General features: G+C 44.7%; 20 protein-coding genes and 1 riboswitch. All 20 genes read left to right on the top strand.

What is annotated here, in order from left to right:
• The first annotated feature begins 185 nt into the window (after window positions 1-185).
• A complete protein-coding gene (locus ISALK_RS00310; RefSeq protein WP_160718239.1) occupies window positions 186-1,433 on the top strand; it encodes a glutamate-5-semialdehyde dehydrogenase in 1,248 nt (415 codons plus the stop codon).
• A 97-nt stretch (window positions 1,434-1,530) separates the two neighbouring features.
• A complete protein-coding gene (gene proB / locus ISALK_RS00315; protein WP_160718240.1) occupies window positions 1,531-2,328 on the top strand; it encodes a glutamate 5-kinase in 798 nt (265 codons plus the stop codon).
• Window position 2,329: 1 nt separating this feature from the next.
• Complete coding sequence (gene proC, locus ISALK_RS00320; protein WP_160718241.1) at window positions 2,330-3,157, top strand: pyrroline-5-carboxylate reductase; 828 nt, start codon at window positions 2,330-2,332, stop codon at window positions 3,155-3,157.
• Between the two features lie 166 nt (window positions 3,158-3,323).
• Window positions 3,324-4,118 (top strand): FMN-binding protein, encoded by a 795-nt coding sequence (locus tag ISALK_RS00325; RefSeq protein WP_160718242.1) that lies wholly within the window; start codon window positions 3,324-3,326, stop codon window positions 4,116-4,118.
• A gap of 204 nt (window positions 4,119-4,322) precedes the next feature.
• A complete protein-coding gene (locus ISALK_RS00330; protein ID WP_160718243.1) occupies window positions 4,323-4,886 on the top strand; it encodes a LemA family protein in 564 nt (187 codons plus the stop codon).
• Window positions 4,887-4,968: 82 nt separating this feature from the next.
• Window positions 4,969-5,931: a M48 family metalloprotease gene (locus ISALK_RS00335; protein WP_160718244.1), complete on the top strand. Its 963-nt coding sequence runs from the start codon at window positions 4,969-4,971 to the stop codon at window positions 5,929-5,931.
• 144 nt (window positions 5,932-6,075) lie between these two features.
• On the top strand, window positions 6,076-7,125 hold the full coding sequence (locus tag ISALK_RS15250; protein WP_160718245.1) for a DNA-deoxyinosine glycosylase: 1,050 nt from the start codon (window positions 6,076-6,078) through the stop codon (window positions 7,123-7,125).
• Between the two features lie 111 nt (window positions 7,126-7,236).
• Complete coding sequence (locus tag ISALK_RS00345) at window positions 7,237-7,689, top strand: chemotaxis protein CheW (RefSeq protein ID WP_160718246.1); 453 nt, start codon at window positions 7,237-7,239, stop codon at window positions 7,687-7,689.
• A 90-nt stretch (window positions 7,690-7,779) separates the two neighbouring features.
• A complete protein-coding gene (locus ISALK_RS00350) occupies window positions 7,780-8,229 on the top strand; it encodes a GNAT family N-acetyltransferase (protein ID WP_160718247.1) in 450 nt (149 codons plus the stop codon).
• A 15-nt stretch (window positions 8,230-8,244) separates the two neighbouring features.
• Window positions 8,245-9,255: a nucleoid-associated protein gene (locus ISALK_RS00355; protein ID WP_160718248.1), complete on the top strand. Its 1,011-nt coding sequence runs from the start codon at window positions 8,245-8,247 to the stop codon at window positions 9,253-9,255.
• A gap of 33 nt (window positions 9,256-9,288) precedes the next feature.
• Window positions 9,289-9,732, top strand: coding sequence for a hypothetical protein (locus ISALK_RS00360; protein WP_160718249.1), 444 nt, complete (start codon window positions 9,289-9,291; stop codon window positions 9,730-9,732).
• 5 nt (window positions 9,733-9,737) lie between these two features.
• The gene (locus tag ISALK_RS00365) at window positions 9,738-11,120 is read left to right on the top strand and encodes a Na+/H+ antiporter NhaC family protein (RefSeq protein ID WP_160718250.1); all 1,383 of its coding nucleotides are present in this window, start codon (window positions 9,738-9,740) and stop codon (window positions 11,118-11,120) included.
• A 110-nt stretch (window positions 11,121-11,230) separates the two neighbouring features.
• Window positions 11,231-12,151: an HD-GYP domain-containing protein gene (locus tag ISALK_RS00370; protein WP_160718251.1), complete on the top strand. Its 921-nt coding sequence runs from the start codon at window positions 11,231-11,233 to the stop codon at window positions 12,149-12,151.
• Window positions 12,152-12,233: 82 nt separating this feature from the next.
• The gene (locus ISALK_RS00375) at window positions 12,234-13,931 is read left to right on the top strand and encodes a glutamine--tRNA ligase/YqeY domain fusion protein (RefSeq protein ID WP_160718252.1); all 1,698 of its coding nucleotides are present in this window, start codon (window positions 12,234-12,236) and stop codon (window positions 13,929-13,931) included.
• Between the two features lie 58 nt (window positions 13,932-13,989).
• Window positions 13,990-14,165: riboswitch (cobalamin riboswitch) on the top strand.
• A 146-nt stretch (window positions 14,166-14,311) separates the two neighbouring features.
• A complete protein-coding gene (locus tag ISALK_RS00380; RefSeq protein ID WP_160718253.1) occupies window positions 14,312-15,376 on the top strand; it encodes a DUF4430 domain-containing protein in 1,065 nt (354 codons plus the stop codon).
• Entirely contained in the window at window positions 15,351-15,884 is a 534-nt protein-coding gene (locus ISALK_RS00385; protein WP_160718254.1) for a hypothetical protein, read from the top strand. Before ISALK_RS00380 ends, ISALK_RS00385 begins: the two co-directional genes overlap by 26 nt.
• Before the next feature lie 153 nt (window positions 15,885-16,037).
• Entirely contained in the window at window positions 16,038-17,006 is a 969-nt protein-coding gene (locus ISALK_RS00390; RefSeq protein ID WP_160718255.1) for an alpha/beta hydrolase, read from the top strand.
• 14 nt (window positions 17,007-17,020) lie between these two features.
• A complete protein-coding gene (locus ISALK_RS00395) occupies window positions 17,021-17,782 on the top strand; it encodes a TspO/MBR family protein (protein ID WP_160718256.1) in 762 nt (253 codons plus the stop codon).
• A 181-nt stretch (window positions 17,783-17,963) separates the two neighbouring features.
• Complete coding sequence (locus ISALK_RS00400) at window positions 17,964-19,784, top strand: BCCT family transporter (RefSeq protein WP_236660212.1); 1,821 nt, start codon at window positions 17,964-17,966, stop codon at window positions 19,782-19,784.
• A 249-nt stretch (window positions 19,785-20,033) separates the two neighbouring features.
• Window positions 20,034-20,708, top strand: a complete 675-nt coding sequence (locus tag ISALK_RS00405) for a rhomboid family intramembrane serine protease (RefSeq protein WP_160718257.1) — start codon at window positions 20,034-20,036, stop codon at window positions 20,706-20,708.
• Window positions 20,709-20,739 lie beyond the last annotated feature (31 nt).

Genomic DNA, 20,739 nt, shown 5'->3' on the forward strand with positions numbered 1-20,739 from the left:
CGTAACAAGGTGGGCCGAAATCGGTCAACTAGGGTGGTACCGCGAGCATACTCTCGTCCCTTTGGGGATGGGAGTTTTTTTATATTTATTTAACATTATTGATATTTATTAAACAAAAGGGCCGAAGGAAATGAATCACCGATAGCAGGAACGTTAGAAACCAATAATCGAAAGGAAGGGTTGTTATGAAAAGTTATGATCAAAATCTGGCAAGCATGGTGCAAGAGCTTAAAAAAGAGGCAAAAGTCTTAGGAAGTTTAACGGGAGAAGAAAAAAACAGAGGATTACAGCGGGTAATTGAAGCCCTGGAATCAGAAGAGGAAACCATACTCCAGGCAAACAAGGAGGATTTGGAAAAAGCTCGAAGGGCAGGAGTCCGAGAGAGCCTGGTGGACCGATTGGCTCTGGATTCGGATCGACTGACAGCAATGAAGGAAGCCCTTCGAGAAGTGATCGCCTTAAAAGATCCCGTCTGGAGCAGCGGGAAAACCTGGACCCTGGAAAACGGTCTTACGCTGTCAAAAATGACGGTTCCCTTAGGGGTGGTGGGAATAATTTATGAGTCCCGACCCAATGTCACCGTGGACGCCTTCGCCCTGGGCTTTAAAAGCGGGAACGGCGTCCTCCTTCGAGGAAGCTCCAGTGCCTTGAATTCCAATCGGGCCCTGGTGGGGGCCATTCACCGGGGGCTGAAAGCGGCGGGGATTTCCCCGAAGGTTCTGGGATTTATCGATGATGATCGCCGGGAACTGGTATTGGAAATGCTTCATATGAAAGGGAAGATCGATTTGATTATTCCCCGGGGAGGCAAAGGTCTGATCGATTTCGTAGTGGAAAACGCCAAGGTCCCCACGGTGGAAACCGGGGTGGGGAACTGCCATTTATATGTGGACGCTGAGGGAGATCTGTCCATGGCTATGGAAATACTGAAAAACGGAAAAATGCAACGGCCGGGAGTATGTAATGCCTTAGAAACCCTGTTGGTCCATGAAGCGGTGGCAGAGGCCTTTATCAAAAAACTTTCCCAAGAACTGGAGGGGGTGACCCTTCATGGCTGCGAATTGACCGAAAAGTATATTTCCGTGGAAAAAGCTACGGAGGCGGATTGGAAAGAGGAGTTCCTGGATCTGATTTTAGCGGTTCGGGTGGTGAAGGATCTCCCAGAGGCCATTGAACACATCGATCAGTACGGAACGGGACATTCGGAAGCCATCGTAACCAATAATTATCAGCATGCCCAGGCATTCCAGCGGAAAGTGGATGCAGCGGCGGTTTATGTGAATGCCTCCACCCGGTTTACCGACGGAGGGGCCTTCGGGTTTGGGGGAGAAATGGGGATCAGCACCCAAAAAGTTCATGCCCGGGGGCCTATGGGATTAGAGGAATTGGTAACGACGAAGTACATTGCCCGGGGAGAGGGACAGATTCGGTAGTTGAAACTTAGAAACAGGAAAAACAATATAACCGGCAGCTAAAAATTCGAAGATAAGTGCTTGTGTGGAATAAGAGCACTGGAAAGAAGGGAAAACCATGATTCGGCAATTAATGGAAAATAGCAGAAAAATCGTAATAAAAATCGGAAGCAACACTTTAGCGAAGGACGATGGAACCATCTCCAGAGCATTTCTGGAGAATCTGGGTGAGGACGTGCACCAGCTGATGAGGGAAGGAAAGCAGGTGGTGATCGTATCCTCGGGGGCGAGAATCGCCGGGGTATCCACCATCGGAAAATGGATGCGAAAAGAGGACATTAACTATAAACAGGCCCTCTGTGCCATTGGACAGGTGGAATTGATGGATGCCTACCGAAGGGTCTTCGAAAAACACGGAATTCATATCGGACAGATTCTTTATACCCGGGAGGACTTTTTGGAAGGGAGCCGTTCCCTGAATATTCGAAACACCCTGTTTACCCTGGCGGAGGAAGGGGTTGTTCCCATCATTAATGAAAATGACAGCGTTTGTGTGGATGAAATAAAAATCGGAGACAATGATACCTTGGCGGCCTATACCGCAAATATCTGGAACGCTGATCTTTTGATTATGCTTAGTGATATTGACGGGATTTACTCGAAAAATCCCAAAACCTGTGAGGATGCCAAACTGGTGGAGTTAGTGGAAAGCATCGATGAACTTCGAAAAAGCATTGAAATCGGTTGCGGAAACCTTTTCGGTACCGGGGGCATCGAGACGAAAATTGAAGCTGCAAGAAAGGTGGGGGACTATAAAATTCCCATGATATTAAGCAACGGAAAGGTGCCTCATATCATTGAAAAATTGAAAAAAGGTGAAGCTAAGGGAACCTTATTTGACTTAGGAGGAAAATAATATGGAAGAAAAAGTATTGAAAAAGAAAAAAATCGGTTGGGTCGGTGGAGGAAACATGGCCTATGCCATGGTCTCAGGGATTCTTCAGGTGGATCCGGGTCTTCGTAAAAACTTAATGGTCAGCGATCCCAATGAAGATAAACGATGGACCTTTGAGAAGGATTTTAACGTCCAGGCCACCCAAAGCAACAAAGCGGTAATTGAGCATTCGGATATATTGATTTTAGCGGTGAAACCCCATAAATGCGGGGAAGTGCTCAATGAAATCAAGGCCCTGGAAAAGGAAGAGCTGTTGGTGGTCTCCATTGCCGCAGGGGTATCCCTGGAGTATTTACAGGAGCATCTGGGACCCAAGGGGAAAATTGTTCGAACCATGCCGAATACGCCGGTACTGGTTCAGGCGGGGATGACGCTGATTACCCCGAATGCCAATGTGGAACCCAGGGAATTAATAGAAGTCCGGGCCATCTTTGAGAGCATCGGAAAAGTGGATGAGATAGAAGAAAAGTTTTTAGACGCAGTGGCCGCCATCAGTGCCAGTGGTCCCGCCTATGTGTATATGTTTATTGAAGCCCTGGGAGATGGCGGGGTACTGAAGGGTTTGCCGAGGAAGCAGTCCTATGAGATTGCGGCCCAGGCGGTGTTGGGCGCGGCAAAAATGATACTGGAAACCGGAAAACACCCCGGAGATTTAAAGGATATGGTGTGTTCTCCCGGAGGCATGACCATCGAGGCGGTTTATGCCTTGGAAAGAAATCACTTTCGGGCATCGATTATTGAAGCGGTGGAAATTTGCACGGATAAATCGAAAAAACTGGTGGAGGGCTAGATCCTAGGGGTTATATGCATAAGAAGAAATATTTCTTGAGAAATTTGCGAAAAAGTATTGTTATAATAAGAAATATATGGTATTCTTAACAAGAAGTTGTTAATAACGATAAAGTATTAACAAACAATACTTTTCAATTCACAAAAACACTTAAGGAGGAAGATTAATGAAAAAGATTTTAATTTTACTAATGGTATTAGCCATGTCTTTATTCGTGTTCATCGGTTGCGGAGAAGATGCAGCGGGAGATGAAGGTGAAAGCGGAGAAGCAGTTGAAAATGGTGAAGAAGTAGATGAAGAGGAAGAAGCGGACGAAGAGGAAGCTTCAGACAATATGTACCAAGACGGTACCTATACCGCTTATAGTGATACCGACGAAAGAGGTTTCGGTAAAGTGACCATCACCATTGAAAGCGATGAGATCGTTGATGTGGAGTTAGCGGAATTTCGAGGAACCGGCGTTGAGAAGGATGAAGATTACGGATATGATGATTTCCATGACGCTTTAGCGGAAATGCCCGGTCGATTCCTAGAGGCCAACAGTGCTGACGTTGAAGTGTTCACCGGAGCAACCAGCTCTAGCGAACAGTGGATGCAAGGGGTTGAAAGAGCCTTAGAAATGGCTCTAGTAGACGCTGAAGATGACAGCATGTACTTTGACGGAACTTTCTTCGGAGCCAGTGATTTAGGTGAAAGAGGACGATCGGTTGCCTTTGTAACCATCGAAAATGATGAAATCGTTGATGTAGTGCTTCATGACACTCAATTAGATGAAGAAGACGGAGAAGATTTCAAAGATGAAGATTATGGATACGAAGAGTACCATGAAGCTCGAGAAGAACTAGCAGAAGAGTTTGTAGCAGCCAATAGTGCCGATGTGGACGTGTTCACGGGAGCAACCGGCTCAAGCGAAAACTGGATGACGGCTGTAGAACGAGCTTTAGAAAACGCAGAGCGATAATTTAAGCGAAGAATCCTCGCGAAAATTACTCATAAAAAAAGATGTCCCAATGGGGGGCATCTTTTTTTGTTTAAAGGATTGCCAAGTATCGGATTTAATTGACAGTAAGGGGCTAAAAGAGTAGAATTAGAGCATATATATAACCTTCAAAGAAAACACATTGGAGCAAAAAAATGTTAAAATATATGCAAAGGGGTGTTGATAATGGAATATATTATTCTTATCGGTGTCATCGCAGTGATCATTTTGCTTTTTGCGGGGAAATACAATCGGCTGGTCACCTTACGGAATCGAGTCAAAAATGCCTGGTCCCAAATTGATGTACGGCTCCAGCAACGAAACGACCTGATTCCCAATCTGGTCAATACGGTGAAGGGCTATGCGAAGCATGAATCCGAAACCCTGGAACGGGTTATTCAGGCAAGGAATCAACTGATGGCGGCCCAAAGCGAGGAAAATGTAAAAGAAGCGGCGAAAGCGGAAAATCAACTGCAGTCCACATTGAAATCCTTATTTGCCCTTCGGGAAAGTTATCCGGATCTTAAAGCCAATACCAATTTTTTAGACCTCCAGGAAAAACTGAAGGGCATGGAAGATAAACTGGCCTCGGTCCGCCAGTATTATTCCGACAGTGTTACCCGGTACAATACGGAAATTGAAAAATTTCCCGCAAACCTGATTGCCTCCATGTTCGGCTTTAAAGCCATGGAACTCTTCGAGGTGGAAAACGAAGAAGTGCGAAAAGCCCCGAAGGTGAAGTTTGACTAAAACCATCGCCTTTTCCCATGGAAAGAGTTGGGAGAGGCTCACGGGAAGGATTTGTGAATAACGAAATTAAAGGAGAAAAACCATGGATATAAATCAAAAACTGGATATGTTTGATGCAGTGGATTCCAACAAACGAAAAACCTGGCTGTTGCTGTTTCTTTTTTCCGCCTTTGTTTTTGTGGTGGGCTATGCCGCAGGATTTCTCCTGGGAAGCGGCACGGCGGGTCTGATGATTGCCGGGTTCATTCTTACGGTACAGTTAATCATCCTGTTTACCAAAGGGGAGGAACTGATTTTACGAATGAACAACGCCAAGGAACTTCCAAAGGATGATACGAACTATATCTACAATCTTGTGGAATCTGTCAGCCTGGCCGCGGGGATGAGTAAACCTCCGAAAGTCTACATTATTGAGGATGAGTCCTTAAATGCCTTCGCCACGGGGCGAAAACCGGAAAAATCCGCCATCGCTCTTACCCGGGGGCTGGTCAACAAACTGGACCGGGAAGAACTGGAAGGGGTGATTGCCCATGAAATCAGCCATGTGGTCAATTATGATATTTTAATATCCACCACCGCCATTATGCTGGTGGGGGTGATTTCTCTATTGGCAGGTTTCTTACAGAGAAGACTTTTTTGGTCCTCCATGAGAGGGGGAAGAAGACACAGTCGGCAAAGTCAGGGACGGGGAGGCGGTCGGTCCCAGGCCCTGATCCTGTTGGGCTCAATTGTGGTGATTATTTTAGCCCCTCTGTTTGCCCAGATTTTAAACTTTGCGATTTCCAGAAAAAGAGAGTATCTTGCGGATGCCAACGGCGCCATTCTTACCAGGAACCCTAAAGCCCTGGCGGGAGCCCTTCGAAAAATCTCCGGAGATACGGAGGTGTTCCGATCCGCCAATGAGGCCACGGAAAATCTATACATTTCAAAACCATTAAAGAAGGATTCACAGGTTTCAAAGAAAGGGCGGCAAAATCAGAAGAGCAATCTGTTCTCTACCCATCCTCCTATTACGGACCGCATTAAGAGACTGGAGTCAATGTAAAACCTATCCCCGGAGGATGGATTTTATTAGCTGGGGAAAAGAGGGGAGGGATGAAACTTTAGGTTGGATTAAAACCATTGAATGAGAAAACATAGGATTGGAAACCCTTGGTTTTATCGTAGAATGAATGGGGTGGTGAAGCTTATGAAGCGCTGTAATTGGTGTTGGGGAAATGAAATTTATGAAAAATATCACGATGAGGAGTGGGGAGTTCCCGTGTACGATGACGGGATTCACTTCGAATTTTTAGTATTGGAGTCGGCCCAGGCGGGACTGAACTGGTTGACGATCCTGAAAAAAAGAGGGAATTACCGAAGGGCCTATGAAAATTTTGATGTGGAAAAAGTAGCGGATTTTTCCGAGGAAAAAATAGAAGAATTATTACAGGATCCGGGGATTATTCGAAATTGTAAAAAAGTAGAAGCTTCCGTGAATAATGCCAACCGATTTAGGGAGGTGCAAAGGGAGTTCGGCTCCTTCAGCAGATATATCTGGAGTTTTGTGGACCATACCCCGGTGGTAAACCGCTGGGAAACAGAAGAGGAGGTTCCGGCGAAGACCCCGGTATCCGATGCCTTGGCTAAGGATATGAAAAAACGGGGATTTAAATTTGTGGGCTCCACCATTCTTTATGCCCATATGCAGGCCACGGGCCTTGTCAACGATCATATAACCGGTTGTTTTCGTCATGGGGAGGTGCAAGGGGAAAGAATGGAAGCTTTTGCTCCCATACTGGAAAAGGATACCCGGGTTTTGGTTCTGGGTTCCATGCCGGGAGTAAAATCCCTGGGAAAGCAGGAGTATTATGGAAATCCCCGCAATCAATTCTGGATGTTGCTCGGGGAAATTTTCAAAGAGGAAGTGCCCGAGGATTACACCGGAAAAATTCGAATGATCAAAAGAAACCGGGTAGGATTATGGGACGTAATCAAACACTGTCGCCGGAAGGGCAGTCTGGATGCGGACATCAAAGAAGAAGGGGTAAATGATTTAAAGGACTTGCTGGAAAACCACGAATCCATTGAAAAAGTCTGTTTTAACGGGGGAAAGGCCTACGAGCTTTTTAAAAAGCATATCGGTTTTGAAGGTTTTTCCCAGGAGTTTATTAAGCTGCCTTCCACCAGCCCTGCCAATACCCAGGCCTTTGAGAAGAAACTCAGAGAATGGGAAAAAATTAGAAATGGAGAAGATTAATCGGGATTTGGACTGTGGGAAAGGGAAAATTGTGATATAATATTTTAAAATCTTTTTTACAGTCTTTTAAAGACTTAACCTACATAAAATTAGAGCCTAGGAGGAATGAAAATGACAGAAAGACAATACGTAATCTTTACATTGGAACAGGAACAGTACGGGGTGGATATTATGCATGTAAAAGAAATCAGCGAATTTAAAAAATGCAATAAAATCCCCCACACCCCAAGCTTTATTGAAGGAATCATCAACTACCGGGGGGCGGTTACTCCGATTATCAACCTGAGAAAGAAGTTTGAGCTGTCCGAGGGAGACATTGACAGTCAAACCCGAATTATCATCATCAATTTAAACAATAAGCAAGTGGGCTTTTTAGTGGATGAAGCTTCCCAAGTACTAACCATAGACCAGGAAATGGTGGACCCTGCTCCGAAAATCGTAACGGATATTCAGGAGGAGTTTATTGAGGGAATTGCGAAACTGGAAGACCGAATGGTCATTTTATTGGACCTTGAAAACGTCCTAAGTGAAAGGGAAAAGGAAACCGTATTGGAAATCCAATAAGGGTTGGCAAGCGGCCTTCGAGGCCCCGATTTTGGCGGGGCCGATGGAGGCTTTTTTATACACCGAAACCATAGTCTAGGAGGGGAAAATATGGAAATTAAACGGCTGTCTCAATGCCGGGAGTACGAAGACCAAGTGGTCCGTTGGCTTTGGAAGGAATTTGGAAATGAGGAGAACTACAAACGCTACGAAATGATTATTCATCATAGCATGGACCCCGATAATCTGCCCCAAACCTTTGTAGCCTTCGAGGAGGGCAAAGCCGTGGCCACCGTGGGACTGTGGCGGTGTGACTTGATGAGCCGACAGGATTTATTTCCCTGGTTGGCCTCTCTTTACGTGGACCCGGCCTACCGCCGTCGTGGCATCGGGAAAAAGCTCCAGGGGTTTATTTTGGATTATTGCAGAAAACAGGATTATTCCAAGGTTTATCTCTATACGGACCTGGTGAATTACTATGAAAAAACCGGCTGGGAACAGATGGGCTACGGATGGACGGAAGACATGGAAAAAGTTCGGATCTACCAATACAAATTATAAGCAGGGAGAGGGAAAATGGAAGACGTTTATATTACCCAAAGCATATTACACATTTTAGACAGCCAGGTGGGAATGCCTGTATTATCGGAGAAGGAGCACCCTAAAAGTGCGGAGACGGAGTTATTTTTAGGAGAGCACTTAAAGCGTTTACTAGAGGATCCGGAAATCAAGGAATGTGAGTTTTTAGAGGATCGGGAAAATCCGGTTAAAGGGATTTTACAAGGGTATCAGCAGGATACCGGCACCTTTGTCTCCATGAGCAAGGCACTGGCCAAAAGTTTATATGAGTTTATGATGAAAAACCCGGAGGTGCCTTCTTCGGATCTGGCGGTGGTAGCCTTTCGTCAAAAAGACCGGCCCTATTTAGGGGTGCTGAAGTTTAATTACAAACAAACCTTTACCCATGAGGTGGACCATCAGGAGGATGGGAACATTAATTCCATTATTCAATACCAGCGGACCATTGCCAATATCAATCAGCGGATCGAAGAAGGGTTTGTTTTGGATCTGGAGGAGGGAAACCTACTGCTGAAGGAAAAAAAAGCAAGGATCAATGATGAAAAGATTTTTTATCTGTCGGAAAAATTTCTCCTGTGCAAGGGGAAACCCTCGGATAAGGAAAAGCTCTCCATCATCAACAAGACCAATAAAGAGGTGCTTAAAAAGCACTACGACAACGACTTTAAAAAGACCACGGATTTGAAACGGGCCATGGCGGAAAATATTGCAGAATCCGAAGAGTTGGAGATAGAAGAGATCACTGAGAAGGTTTTTCGGGATAATCCCGAGGCCCAAAAAGAATATCGGGAATCCATTGAAAAGCAGGGTTTAATGGAATCCACGGTGAAGCTGGCCCCTAAAACCTCGGAGAAAGTGATGAAAAAACAAAAAATTGTAACCGAGGAGGGGATTGAACTTCATGTACCCGGAGAATACCTGGATGATCGGAAGGTGAAGTTTGTCAATAACGGAGACGGAACCATCAAAATTGAAATCAATGACATCGCCTCGATTTTAAATAAATAAAACGAATACTTAGGGACAGGATGTGATGTGTTCATGGAAGAGGAATACTATGGGAAAGCGTTTCGAGGTTTTTTCTTTAAGGGGTTGGCCCAATTTCTGGGTTTAACCTTAGTGCTGTATTTTATTATGATGGCAATTACCGGAGGAGATTTTCACTTCTCCTTTATTTCCATCGCCGTATTTTCCTATGCAATCATCTATTTAATGACCCATAAAGTGCGAAGACGAACCGTAGTGATTGACAGCAAAGAGGAGTTTATTCGGAATTTGAAAGATGCGGTGGCGTATTTACACTATGATATTATTGAAGAAAGGGAAGACTTAATTATTATTAAGCCTCAGTGGCATGAAAAAGCCTATACTGCGAAACTGTTTATCGAGGTGAAAGAAGAAGAAGTAAAATTCATCGGAGTTACCCAACATATATATAAAATTCTAGAGGCTTATGAAGAACAGCGGCAAAGAAAGGATCGTTAAGGAAAATGAGGGAGAAAATCAGTATTCGATGGGCTTTTATAATCGGCATTTTATTTATCTCCACGGTAATTACCGCCATGGTTCTGCAGCGGTCTTTGGTGTGGGGAATCTATTTGACCCTTCTTTTTTCTCTGCTGGTTCTCTACAGTGCCGGGATCTCCCCTAAAATAAGCCTGGGGTGGATTTTACAGGGGGTTTATGATGCCAAGGAAGTATACGGGTTAATTATTTTGATCGGATTGAACGTCTCTATGTGGATCGCCTCGGGGATTGTGCCAACCTTGCTGTATTTTGGTTTCGATATGATCCACGGGGTGAATTTTTTGCCCTTTGCCTTTATCATCAGCGGGGTGCTGGCTTTTTTTCTCGGCACAGGCCTGGGAACCATAAGCACCATCGGTATTGTTCTCTTTACCCTGGGGGTCAGCATCAATATACCCGGCGGGTTACTGCTGGGCACCCTGGTCTCCGGAGCCTATATTGCGGATCGGATGTCGCCGATTTCCGCCTTGGCCAATTTCACCATGAAAGTCCTGAAAATTTCTTTTCGGGTCTATTTTGTAAAAATGCTGAAGGTCATGGTGCCCACAACCCTGTTGTCCTTGGCGGTCTATTACTTCATCGGTCTGAACTATCAAGGGGAGATTCAACCGGGGGATGTTGCTTATTATCAAGGTCTTTTAGGAGAGGTGTTTATCCTGTCGCCCCTACTATTGTTGATCCCCTTAGGTGTATTGTGGTTGAGCTTTAAAAAGCTTTCCTCGAGCTATGTGCTTCTTTTCGGAATCCTTACGGGTTTTATGGCAGGGGTGGGTCTTCAGGGGATGAGCCTTTATCAGGGGCTCCGGTTTCTCATTTTAGGATTTGAATCCCCGGTGAGCAGCGAGTTCATGGGCTCTCTGGAAATTGGAGGGGCGCTGCAAATGCTGGAAGTGGTCTTGGTGGTTATGGGAGGAATTGCCATCAGCAAGATTTACGAAGGTTGCGGCTGGATTGCCCCGGTGATTGAAAGGGTAAAAAAGAAAAGCAAAACTCGAGGACAGCTTCTTCTGAACACCGGGCTTCTCTCCATCGTTCTGAATGCCCTGACCTGTGATCAGACCGTTGGCATCTTAGTCCCGGGGACGCAATTGCCGAAAATCTACCAAGAACAGGGGTTGAGTCGGGAAGACTTAGGGGTCATGGTTGCCAACAGCGGCACGGCCCTGGCTCCGTTGATGCCATGGAATGTCAATGCGATTATTATTTATACCATCACCGGAGTCTCCGCTCTATCCTATGGAAAATTTGCTGTTTTAAACTGGTTGGCTTTTCCCGCGGCCCTCTTTACAGCAAGGGAAATTTGTCGAATACTATCGAATTTTAAGCCGATTACCTATAAAAACTAATTTTTTCATGGTATACTTTTATTATTACAATGGTATTATTTTATAATATTCGTTATAATTCAGAGGGATTTTAGATCAGTTCGTAAAATCCCGGGAAAAGGAGTTTTTCTATGGAGGGAAATTGCACAATTATCGCAAAAGAAGACTATGAAAAGCATACGGTTACCCCGGAAGGGACGGCGGAAATCATCAACAAATATAAGGACCCTGTAATGGAGGTCAATGTTTATATTCTAAAAAAAGATGGGAATTTTCATCTCAGTCCTCCGAAAAACCCCCAGGGAATGAAATCCTATTTTATCGAAGAAGGTCGCCTCTATAGTATGGAGACTAAGGCTTATCATGATATGGGAAGCATGATTATTTTAAACCCCAAGGATGAGCTGTTTAATGTGACAGCAATCAAAGATACATACCTGTTGGTGCACTCCCTGCAGGATGATTCCTACGAAGCGACAGAAAAGAATTTTAAACATATTCATGATATCCTTGTGCAGATCCAAAGGAAAGATGCCTATACCCATGACCATTCCCAAAGGGTATATAAGCTTAGCCGAAGCATGGCGGAAAAGTTGGATTTTAGAGGCGCGGCCCTGCAAAATCTTCTTTGGGCGGCAAAATACCATGATATCGGGAAAGTGTTTGTTCCTGACGAGATATTGAATAAGCCCGGGGCCTTAACAAAAGAAGAGTTTGAAACCATGCAGGAGCACACCACCATGGGGCGGGATCTGATTTTACAGTACTTCAACCAAGAGACCTATGAAATCATCTGTCAGCACCATGAACGGCTGGACGGCAGCGGCTATCCCCAAAATTTACGAAATGAAGAAATCCGTAAAGAGGCGAAGATTTTAGCGATCTGTGACAGCTTTGATGCTATGACCACGGACCGGGTGTATAAAAAAGGAAAGACCAAAAGGGAAGCCATAGAGGAACTAAAGTCTTTAAAGAACAGGAAATACGATGAAGAGCTGTTGAAGCTTTTTATTGAAGTCCTTAAGCTAGAGGAAGAGGAAGAGGAAGTCTAGAAAAAGCTTTTATTCCTGGGTAATATTCAGTATAATGCTAGTAGAAGGAAAGATTAAGGAATCTATTTTAGGAGGATGCTTGATGGGAAAAGAAGAATTTGATCATATAGAAGAAAAGGAACAATCCAGTTTTTTGCAAAGAATTGTGGAAAAGGATTTGGAAGAAGGGGTGTACAGTCGGGAAGTCTGTACCCGTTTCCCTCCGGAGCCTAACGGGTATTTGCACATCGGAAGTGCCTATGCCATTAATATCAGTTATAATATCGCTAAAAAGTTTGGTGGAAAATTCAATCTGCGCTTTGACGATACTAATCCCCTGAAGGAGGATAAGGAGTACGTGGAGGCTATTATTGAAGATATGAAGTGGGCGGGATTTGATCCCGGAGACCGGATCTTTTATGGTTCCGATTATTTCCAGCAGCTGTATGATTATGCTCTACAGCTCATTGAAAAAGGAAAAGCTTACGTCTGTGATCTTACCCCGGAGGAAATTCGAAGCTACCGGGGAACCTTAACGGAGACCGGAAAGAACAGTCCTTATCGGGATCGAAGCGTGGAGGAGAACTTAGACCTCTTTAATCGAATGAAAGCTGGAGAATTTAACAACGGAGAGAAGGTTTTGCGGGCCAAGATTGATATGCAGTCCCCGAACATCAATCTTCGGGATCCGATAATTTACCGGATTTTGCATGAGGACCATTATCGTCAAGGAAATCAGTGGTGCATCTATCCCATGTATGATTATGCTCATCCCCTGCAGGATGCCATAGAAGGGGTAACCCATTCCATGTGCTCCATTGAATTTAAAGACCATCGGCCCCTCTATAACTGGACATTGGAAGAGTTGGAACTGACCGAACCCCCGAAACAGCGGGAATTTGGCCGTATGAACTTAACCGGGGTGGTGACCAGTAAGCGTTTTTTACGGGAACTGGTTGCAGAGGGATATGTGGACGGTTGGGACGATCCGAGGCTTCCCACCCTTCGGGGAATGCGAAGACGGGGGTATACCCCGGAAAGCATCAAACACTTCCTAGGCGAAATCGGAATATCCAAGGATGAGAGTACCGTGGATGTTTCCATGTTGGAACACAGTGTACGGGAAGACTTACGGGACCGGGCCCCTTCCATGATGGCGGTGATGAACCCCTTGAAAGTAGTGATTGAAAACTATCCCCAGGATGAAAATGAATTTTTGGAAGTACAGAATCATCCCAAGGACCCTTCCATGGGCACAAGGCAGATCACCTTTTCCCGGGAAGTCTATATTGAAAGAGAAGACTTTATGGAAAATCCGGTAAAGGGCTTTAAACGCTTTGCCCCGGAACATGAAGTCCGACTACGGGGAGCCTACTTTATCAAACTGGTGAAGGTGGTAAAGGATGAACAGGGGGAGATTAAAGAGCTTCGCTGCACCTATGATCCCGAGACAAAGAGCGGCTCCGGTTTTACCGGCAGAAAGCCCAAGGCAACCATCCATTGGGTGGACGGCAAAAACTGCAAAAGTGCGGAGGCCCGGCTTTATGAAAAGCTTATAGAGGACGAAGAGCTTCTAAAGGATAAAACTCTAAGCTGGGATAAGCGGATCAATACCGACTCCTTAAAGATTTTAAAGGATATCAAAATCGAAAAAGCCCTGGGGGAAGCAAAGAAAGAAGAAAAATTCCAGTTCATCCGCCAAGGGTTCTACACCGTGGACAACAAACATACCACGGAGGAAAAATTAATTTTTAACCGAATTGTCCCCTTAAAGGACTCCTGGAAAAAAGGCAAGAAATAACATTGCTTTTTATCTCCCCAGGTATTATCATAGAAGGTAAGACTAAGGATAAGAAAACTTCATAACGATTTTTTTCGGTTGTAGAACTTACATGAAAAGGGAAGCAGGTGTAATACCTGCGCGGTCCTCGCCGCCGTAATGCATGAAAAAGATATTTATAAAGCCACTGGGAAACCGGGAAGGCAAATATCGAAAATGCTAAGCCGGAAGACCTGCCGAAAAAAATACCATTACACTTCACGAGGGATTGAAGGGAGGGAGATCTGCAAATAATGCAGGAAGTCTGAAGCTGGACAAGTACGCAGCAAAGGATAAACAGTCTACCCCTTTCAACTACCGTTGGAAGGGGTTTTTTAAATTAAATAACAGGAGGTAGGGACATGAACAAAAAAGCATTATCAATTATCGGTGTTATTGCAGCAGTGATCATTTTAGGAGCCTTATACAATAATTTCTTAGCACCGGAAGGCGTAGAAGGAGAAAAGGAAGTAGGTCTTCAAGTAATCGTTGATCAGGAGGATATCAATGAGGAATTTGTGTTTGAAACCGATCATGAGTTTTTAGGAGAGCTTCTAGAGGAAGAGCAGGAGACCTTGGAGCTAACCTATGATGAGAACAGCACCATGGGCATGATGATTACCGGAATGTTAGGTTACGAAGTGGACGGCACTTCGGAGTATTTCCACATTTTAGTGAACGGTGAAGATGCGGAGTACGGCGCATCAAGCATTCCTTTAATGGACGGGGATGAATATGTCTTAGAAATAAGAGATTTTTCCGATTATGACGGGAGTGATGCTGAAGAAGCCGAGGAGGAAGAAAAGGAAGTAAGCCTTCAAGTAATCCTTGACCAGGAAGACATCGATGAGACCTTTGCTTTTCAAACCAATCATGAATTTTTAGGAGAACTGATTGAAGAGGAATCCGAAACCCTGGAAGTGGAATACGAGATGGGGGACTTTGGGTTGGACATCCTGGAAATTCTGGGCTATGAATTAGATAAGGATTCAGAATACCTTCATATCTTAGTGAATGGAGAAGACGCGGAGACCGGACTTTCCGGCATCGAAGTGATGGATGGGGATGCGTATCAACTTGAGCTTCGAAGCTTTGAACCTATGGAAGAAGAGGAAGCAGCCGCAATGGATCTACAGGAGGTAAGTCTTAAAGTTTCCATTGATACCGAGGATCTGGAAGAGACCTTCACCTTCGAAACAGAACAGGAATACCTATCAGGACTGATAGAAGATGAAGTGGAAGTCCTGGAGGTGGAATACGAGATGGGAGACTTTGGATTGGACATCCTGGAAATTCTAGGCTATGAATTGGATAAGGATTCAGAATACCTTCATATTTTAGTGAATGGAGAAGACGCGGAGACCGGGCTTTCCGGAATCGAAATAAAGGATGGAGATGAATATGAACTCCAACGTCGAGATTTCTAGCAAAATGAAAGTTCATGATTTAGTACTGATCAGTATTCTCAGCGCATCGATAACCGCAGGGAAACTGGCCCTTAGTTTCGTGCCCAACGTGGAAGTGGTCAGCCTGTTGTTTATGGTTTATGCCGTAGCCCTGGGCGTAAAGAGAACCTTGATGATCTCTGTGATATTTGCAACCACGGAAATCTTCTTATACGGCTTTTCCACTTGGGTACTGGGCTACTATTTTGTGTGGCCGATTTTAATTCTGGCCACAGGACTTTTGAAGGGGAGTGTCAAAAGCGAATACGGTTTTGCCATGATTGCAGGAATTTTTGGACTGTCCTTCGGATTTCTCTTTGCGATGTTCGAGTCGTTATTTTATGGCATTGCCTATGGAATGGCCTATTGGGTGCGGGGCATTCCCTTAGACATCGTTCACGGAGCTTCGAATTATGTTTTGGCGATTATCCTATTCAATCCTTTAGTAAAAGTCTTTAAAAAACAGCTGAATCAATATTTTTCCCCTTAAACATTTTTCTTATGACTTTTTCCGGGAAAAAAAATGGCAACAGAGGGACTCTGTTGTTTTTCTTTTTTGTAAAATACCCCCCCTTCGATTGAAAGCAAAGGAATCGGGTATAGAAATAGGAATAGGAATAGGCAAAAGATAAGGAGGGGAATTATGGAGGTAAAAGATTTTTATATTACGGGTTACGGGGATAAGGAAATTCACTGCAAGAAATGGACAAAGGGAGATCCATCCCAGGTAAAAGCCGTAATTCAAATTGCCCATGGTATGGGGGAACATATTGGCCGTTATGATGATTTTGCCCGGTTTATGGTTCAACAGGGCTACGGAGTGTTTGGGAACGATCACCGGGGACATGGGAAAACCCCCGAAAAATCCGGTATTTACGGGCATCTTTCCGATGAAGACGGATGGAGAACCACCGTGATGGACTTGAATTATTTACGGGAGGAAATTGAAAAACAGTATCCCGATAAACTGGTGATTCTAATAGGACACAGCATGGGTTCCTTTTTAGCCCGGGACTATGTCCAGGAGTTTGGGGATCACGTCCAAGGACTTATCTTAAGCGGGACCGGAGGGAGTTTAGGTCTGGAAGGGAATGCGGGTTTACTCCTTGCAAGAGTGGAAAAGTTATTGAGAGGGAAGCGGAAGAAAAGCCCTCTGTTGAATCGATTGATTTTCGGAAACTATAATAAAAAATTTGAACCGGTGAAAACCCCCTTTGACTGGTTAAGCGCCAATGAATGGGAAGTAAGAGCCTATGTGGAGGACCCCCTGTGCGGAAACATTATGACCACCGGTTTTTATGTGGATTTGTTGCAGGGCGTTAAAAGAGTCCATCAACGGGGGAATATGGAGAAGATGCCCAAGGATCTTCCGATCCTTTTATTTTCCGGTGCCAAGGACCCTGTGGGAAAAGAAGGAAAAGGAGTTCGGGAAGTGGAAAAGCTATTTAAGGATTACGGTATTGAGGATGTAACCACGAAACTTTATCCCGAGGGGAGACATGAAATGCTCCATGAAAATAATAAGGAGGAAGTCTATTCGGACGTACTCCGTTGGATTGAAGTAAAAGTGGCCGAGGAAATTGTAAAAAGAGACCCGAAATTGAAAACATAAGGGAGGTTTATATTATGAGAGGAAAAGTCGGTGCATTGATAACCATCTTAGCCTTAGCCTTGGTGCTAACGATGAACTATTTGGCGAATGCCCTGCCGATCAACGATATTACCGCCGGGGAGGTGTCGGATCGCTTCGGGGTTTATTTTACACCCGCAGGCTATGTTTTTGCCATCTGGGGGGTGATTTATTTAGGGCTGATCGCCTTCGGCATCTATCAGTTGCTGCCCGGCTCTCGAAGAAGCGGGAACATTGAAAAAATCATCCCGTGGTTTGTGGCCTCCTGTATTTTAAACAGTGCATGGATTATCGCATGGCATTATTTATACATCGGGGTAGCCCTGGGAATTATTGTTTTACTGTTGCTGAATTTAGCTGTGATTTACAAGTTATTAAACAAAAAAAGACAAGGGGTTCCTCAGGAGGAAAGAATCTTTGTCAAAACTCCCTTCTCCATTTACTTAGCCTGGATAACCGTCGCCACCATTGCAAATATTTTTATCTTCATCGATTACATGAACTGGGATTATCGGCTGTTCAGTGAAGGGGTTTGGACCGGACTGTTAATTGGTGTCGGGGCGATACTGGCCTTAACCTTTGTAAAATACTACAGGGACCTTCTTTTTGCCGGGGTGTTTGTCTGGGCCTTTATCGGGATCAGTGTTGAAAACAACAGCGAAACTTTGATCTTACAAATCATACCCCTTGGGGCTACGGCCCTGATTCTTATAGGGAGCGTTATTCTCATATTCTCGAGAAAAAAACCCGGGTATTAAGTAACGGGGATTATTTTCGAGGGGACTTAAGGAATTTTCGGGTAGCCCCTTGATTCTTTTTCTAAAAAGATTGCAAGGGAATATATAAACGTGATATAATGCGTTTTTGACAAGAGGAATTCGGAGCCTTGGTAATAATATTCGGTTTTGATCGGTACTTAAAATTACAGATAGGAGAGTGATGTTAAAAATTATGAATGAACAACGGGAAAAAGAAATTGCTTCCAAACGGGCTTTAGCCAAGAAGCTGAAGAAGGCAGAAGTGGAAGCACGGAAAAAAGCTATTAAAGAACGACCGCCTTTTAAAGGACTACAGATTCGACCCACCGCCTCACTGTTTAATGACGCGGGGAAAAAAGAACCGGGGGAAGATAACTGGACGGGCTATGGATTTGATATTCATCCCCAGGTTACCTTTATTTCCTCCTGTATTCTTATCGTTTTTATTTTTTTAACCTTAATGTTTCAAGATCGAGCGGCCTTATTATTTGATGACGCCTTGGGAGCTATTACCACCCAGGCGGGATGGTTTTTCATTCTGGTGGCAAACATCTTTATTGTAGCCGCCGTGTACTTTGCTTTCGGTAAATTTAGCAATATTCGAATCGGAGGTGCCGACGCCCAACCGGAGTTTAGTAAGTTGGGATGGTATGCCATGCTCCTGAGTGCGGGGATGGGAATCGGTTTGCTTTTCTGGAGTATTGCAGAGCCGATCTCGCACTTTGGAAGCCCCTCGCCGATGTTCGGCATTCCTGCGGGGGATCCCGGCGCTGCGGAAGCAGCAATGACCACGACCTTTTTTCATTGGGGCATCCACCCCTGGGCGATTTATTCGATTGTAGGTCTCGGCTTGGCTTTTTTTGCCTTTAATCGAGGGCTGCCTTTGACGATTCGGTCAATTTTTTATCCGATTCTCGGGAATCGAATTTACGGATTCTGGGGAAACTTGATTGATGTTTTATCGGTTCTGGCTACCTTAACCGGATTGGCTACCTCTTTGGGACTGGGTGTGCAGCAGATTAATGCAGGATTGAATTTCCTGTTCGACTTTCAGATCAACACCACCACCCAGGTGATTTTGATCGCTGTAATCACCGGATTTGCTACGATTTCTGTAATGGCAGGGCTGGATGGGGGCGTTAAACGCCTCAGTGAACTTAATATGGGCCTTGCAGGGATCTTTATGCTTTTGATATTAATCTTAGGCCCCACGGTATACATTCTTAGCGGTTTTACCCAGAATCTGGGACACTACATTACCAGCCTTCCCCAAATGAGTTTGTGGACGGAGACCTTTAAAGACAGCAACTGGCAGGGAGGATGGACTATTTTTTATTGGGCTTGGTGGATCTCCTGGTCTCCCTTTGTGGGGATGTTTATTGCCCGGATATCCAAGGGACGGACGGTTCGAGAGTTTATCCTTGGCGTAATGCTGTTTCCAACGCTGTTATCCTTTTTATGGATGGCGGTATTCGGAAATACGGCCTTGTTTATGCAAACCAACGGCATTGCGGATATTGCTTCCGCAGTAGCCATTGATGAGTCTATCGCCTTATTTGCCATGGTGGAAAATCTGCCCTTTACTGCACTGTTATCCGGTGTGGGCATTGTCCTGGTTACCGTGTTTTTTGTCACATCTTCGGACTCCGGTTCCTTGGTGGTGGATCACTTAACCTCTGGAGGAAAACTGGATTCTCCTGTGCCTCAACGGGTATTTTGGGCTATTATGGAAGGGGTTGTCGCCGCCACTTTACTGATCGGAGGGGGCTTAACCACCTTACAAACCGCCTCCATTACTACGGGACTTCCCTTTGCCGTGATTCTGCTACTTATTGTGTACTCTCTAAGGGCAGGTCTTTCCCAGGAGTATGAAGTGGAAGAAACGGTACGAAAGCAGTTGGAATCCGTAGAGGAAAGTCATCTTCTCAATGAAGCGATTACCTCCGCGGTACAGGATGAAGCCTTAGTGGATGCTCCCAGCAGCCCTAAGGATCAAAAGTAGTTTGTTAATCGGTTTATAGAATCCGTTTTTTATGCCCTTTCCTCTGGATGTACAGAGGAAGGGGTTTTATATTTTGTTAGGATTGCCTAACATTTTGGGTATATACTTGGATATAGCCTAAAAAAGAATTTTGTGTTTTCCCCGGGAACATGTTAAACTAAGGCTTATTCCTTAATCAAAGCCGAAGAATTAAATCAATCAATTCTAACATATACCTGTACAAAAACACCTCAGGAAGGGAGTCCGCTAATGAAATTTAAAAATACCTTTACAAATTACTTGATTTTTATCAATGCTCTGGTTTTTTTATTGATGTTTCTGATCGGAGGCATGAACGTTTTTGGAGACATCCGTTGGTTATTGGTTTTCGGTGCCCATTTCGGGCCCTTGATGATTGAGGAGGGACAATGGTTTCGCCTGGTTACCTCTATGTTTATCCATGGAGGATTGATGCATATTTTTTTCAATATGTATATTCTCTATATCTTTGGAAACTTAGCGGAAAAGGTTTACGGCTCCTATAAATTCTTAACCATTTACGTAAGCACCGGAATTATTGCCGGTATCACCACACTGATTGTCAATCCGGAAACCATTTCCGTAGGGGCCTCGGGAGCAATCTTCGGCTTGATCGGCCTTCTTTTCGGTACCGGTTTTCGAAAGGATACGCCCAGTTTACTGAAATCCATAACGGGCACCACCTTACTGCCGATGATACTCATTAATGTGTTTTTAGGGTTCACCGTTCCCTCCATTAATAATGCGGCCCATCTCGGCGGGCTGTTCAGCGGTTTTGCCTTCGGACTGTTAACCCCGGTCTTGAAGCATTATTCCCGATACAGCATTTGGAAGCTTTCCTATGGGGCCTCTCTTTTAGTGCTGGTGGGAAGTTTTGCCTCCCTGCTGGCCTTCATTCTCTTGTAGAATATCAGGAAATAGCTGGTCTACAACGATG

Source organism: Isachenkonia alkalipeptolytica (assembly GCF_009910325.1).
Classification (GTDB): Bacteria; Bacillota; Clostridia; order Peptostreptococcales; family T1SED10-28; genus Isachenkonia; species Isachenkonia alkalipeptolytica.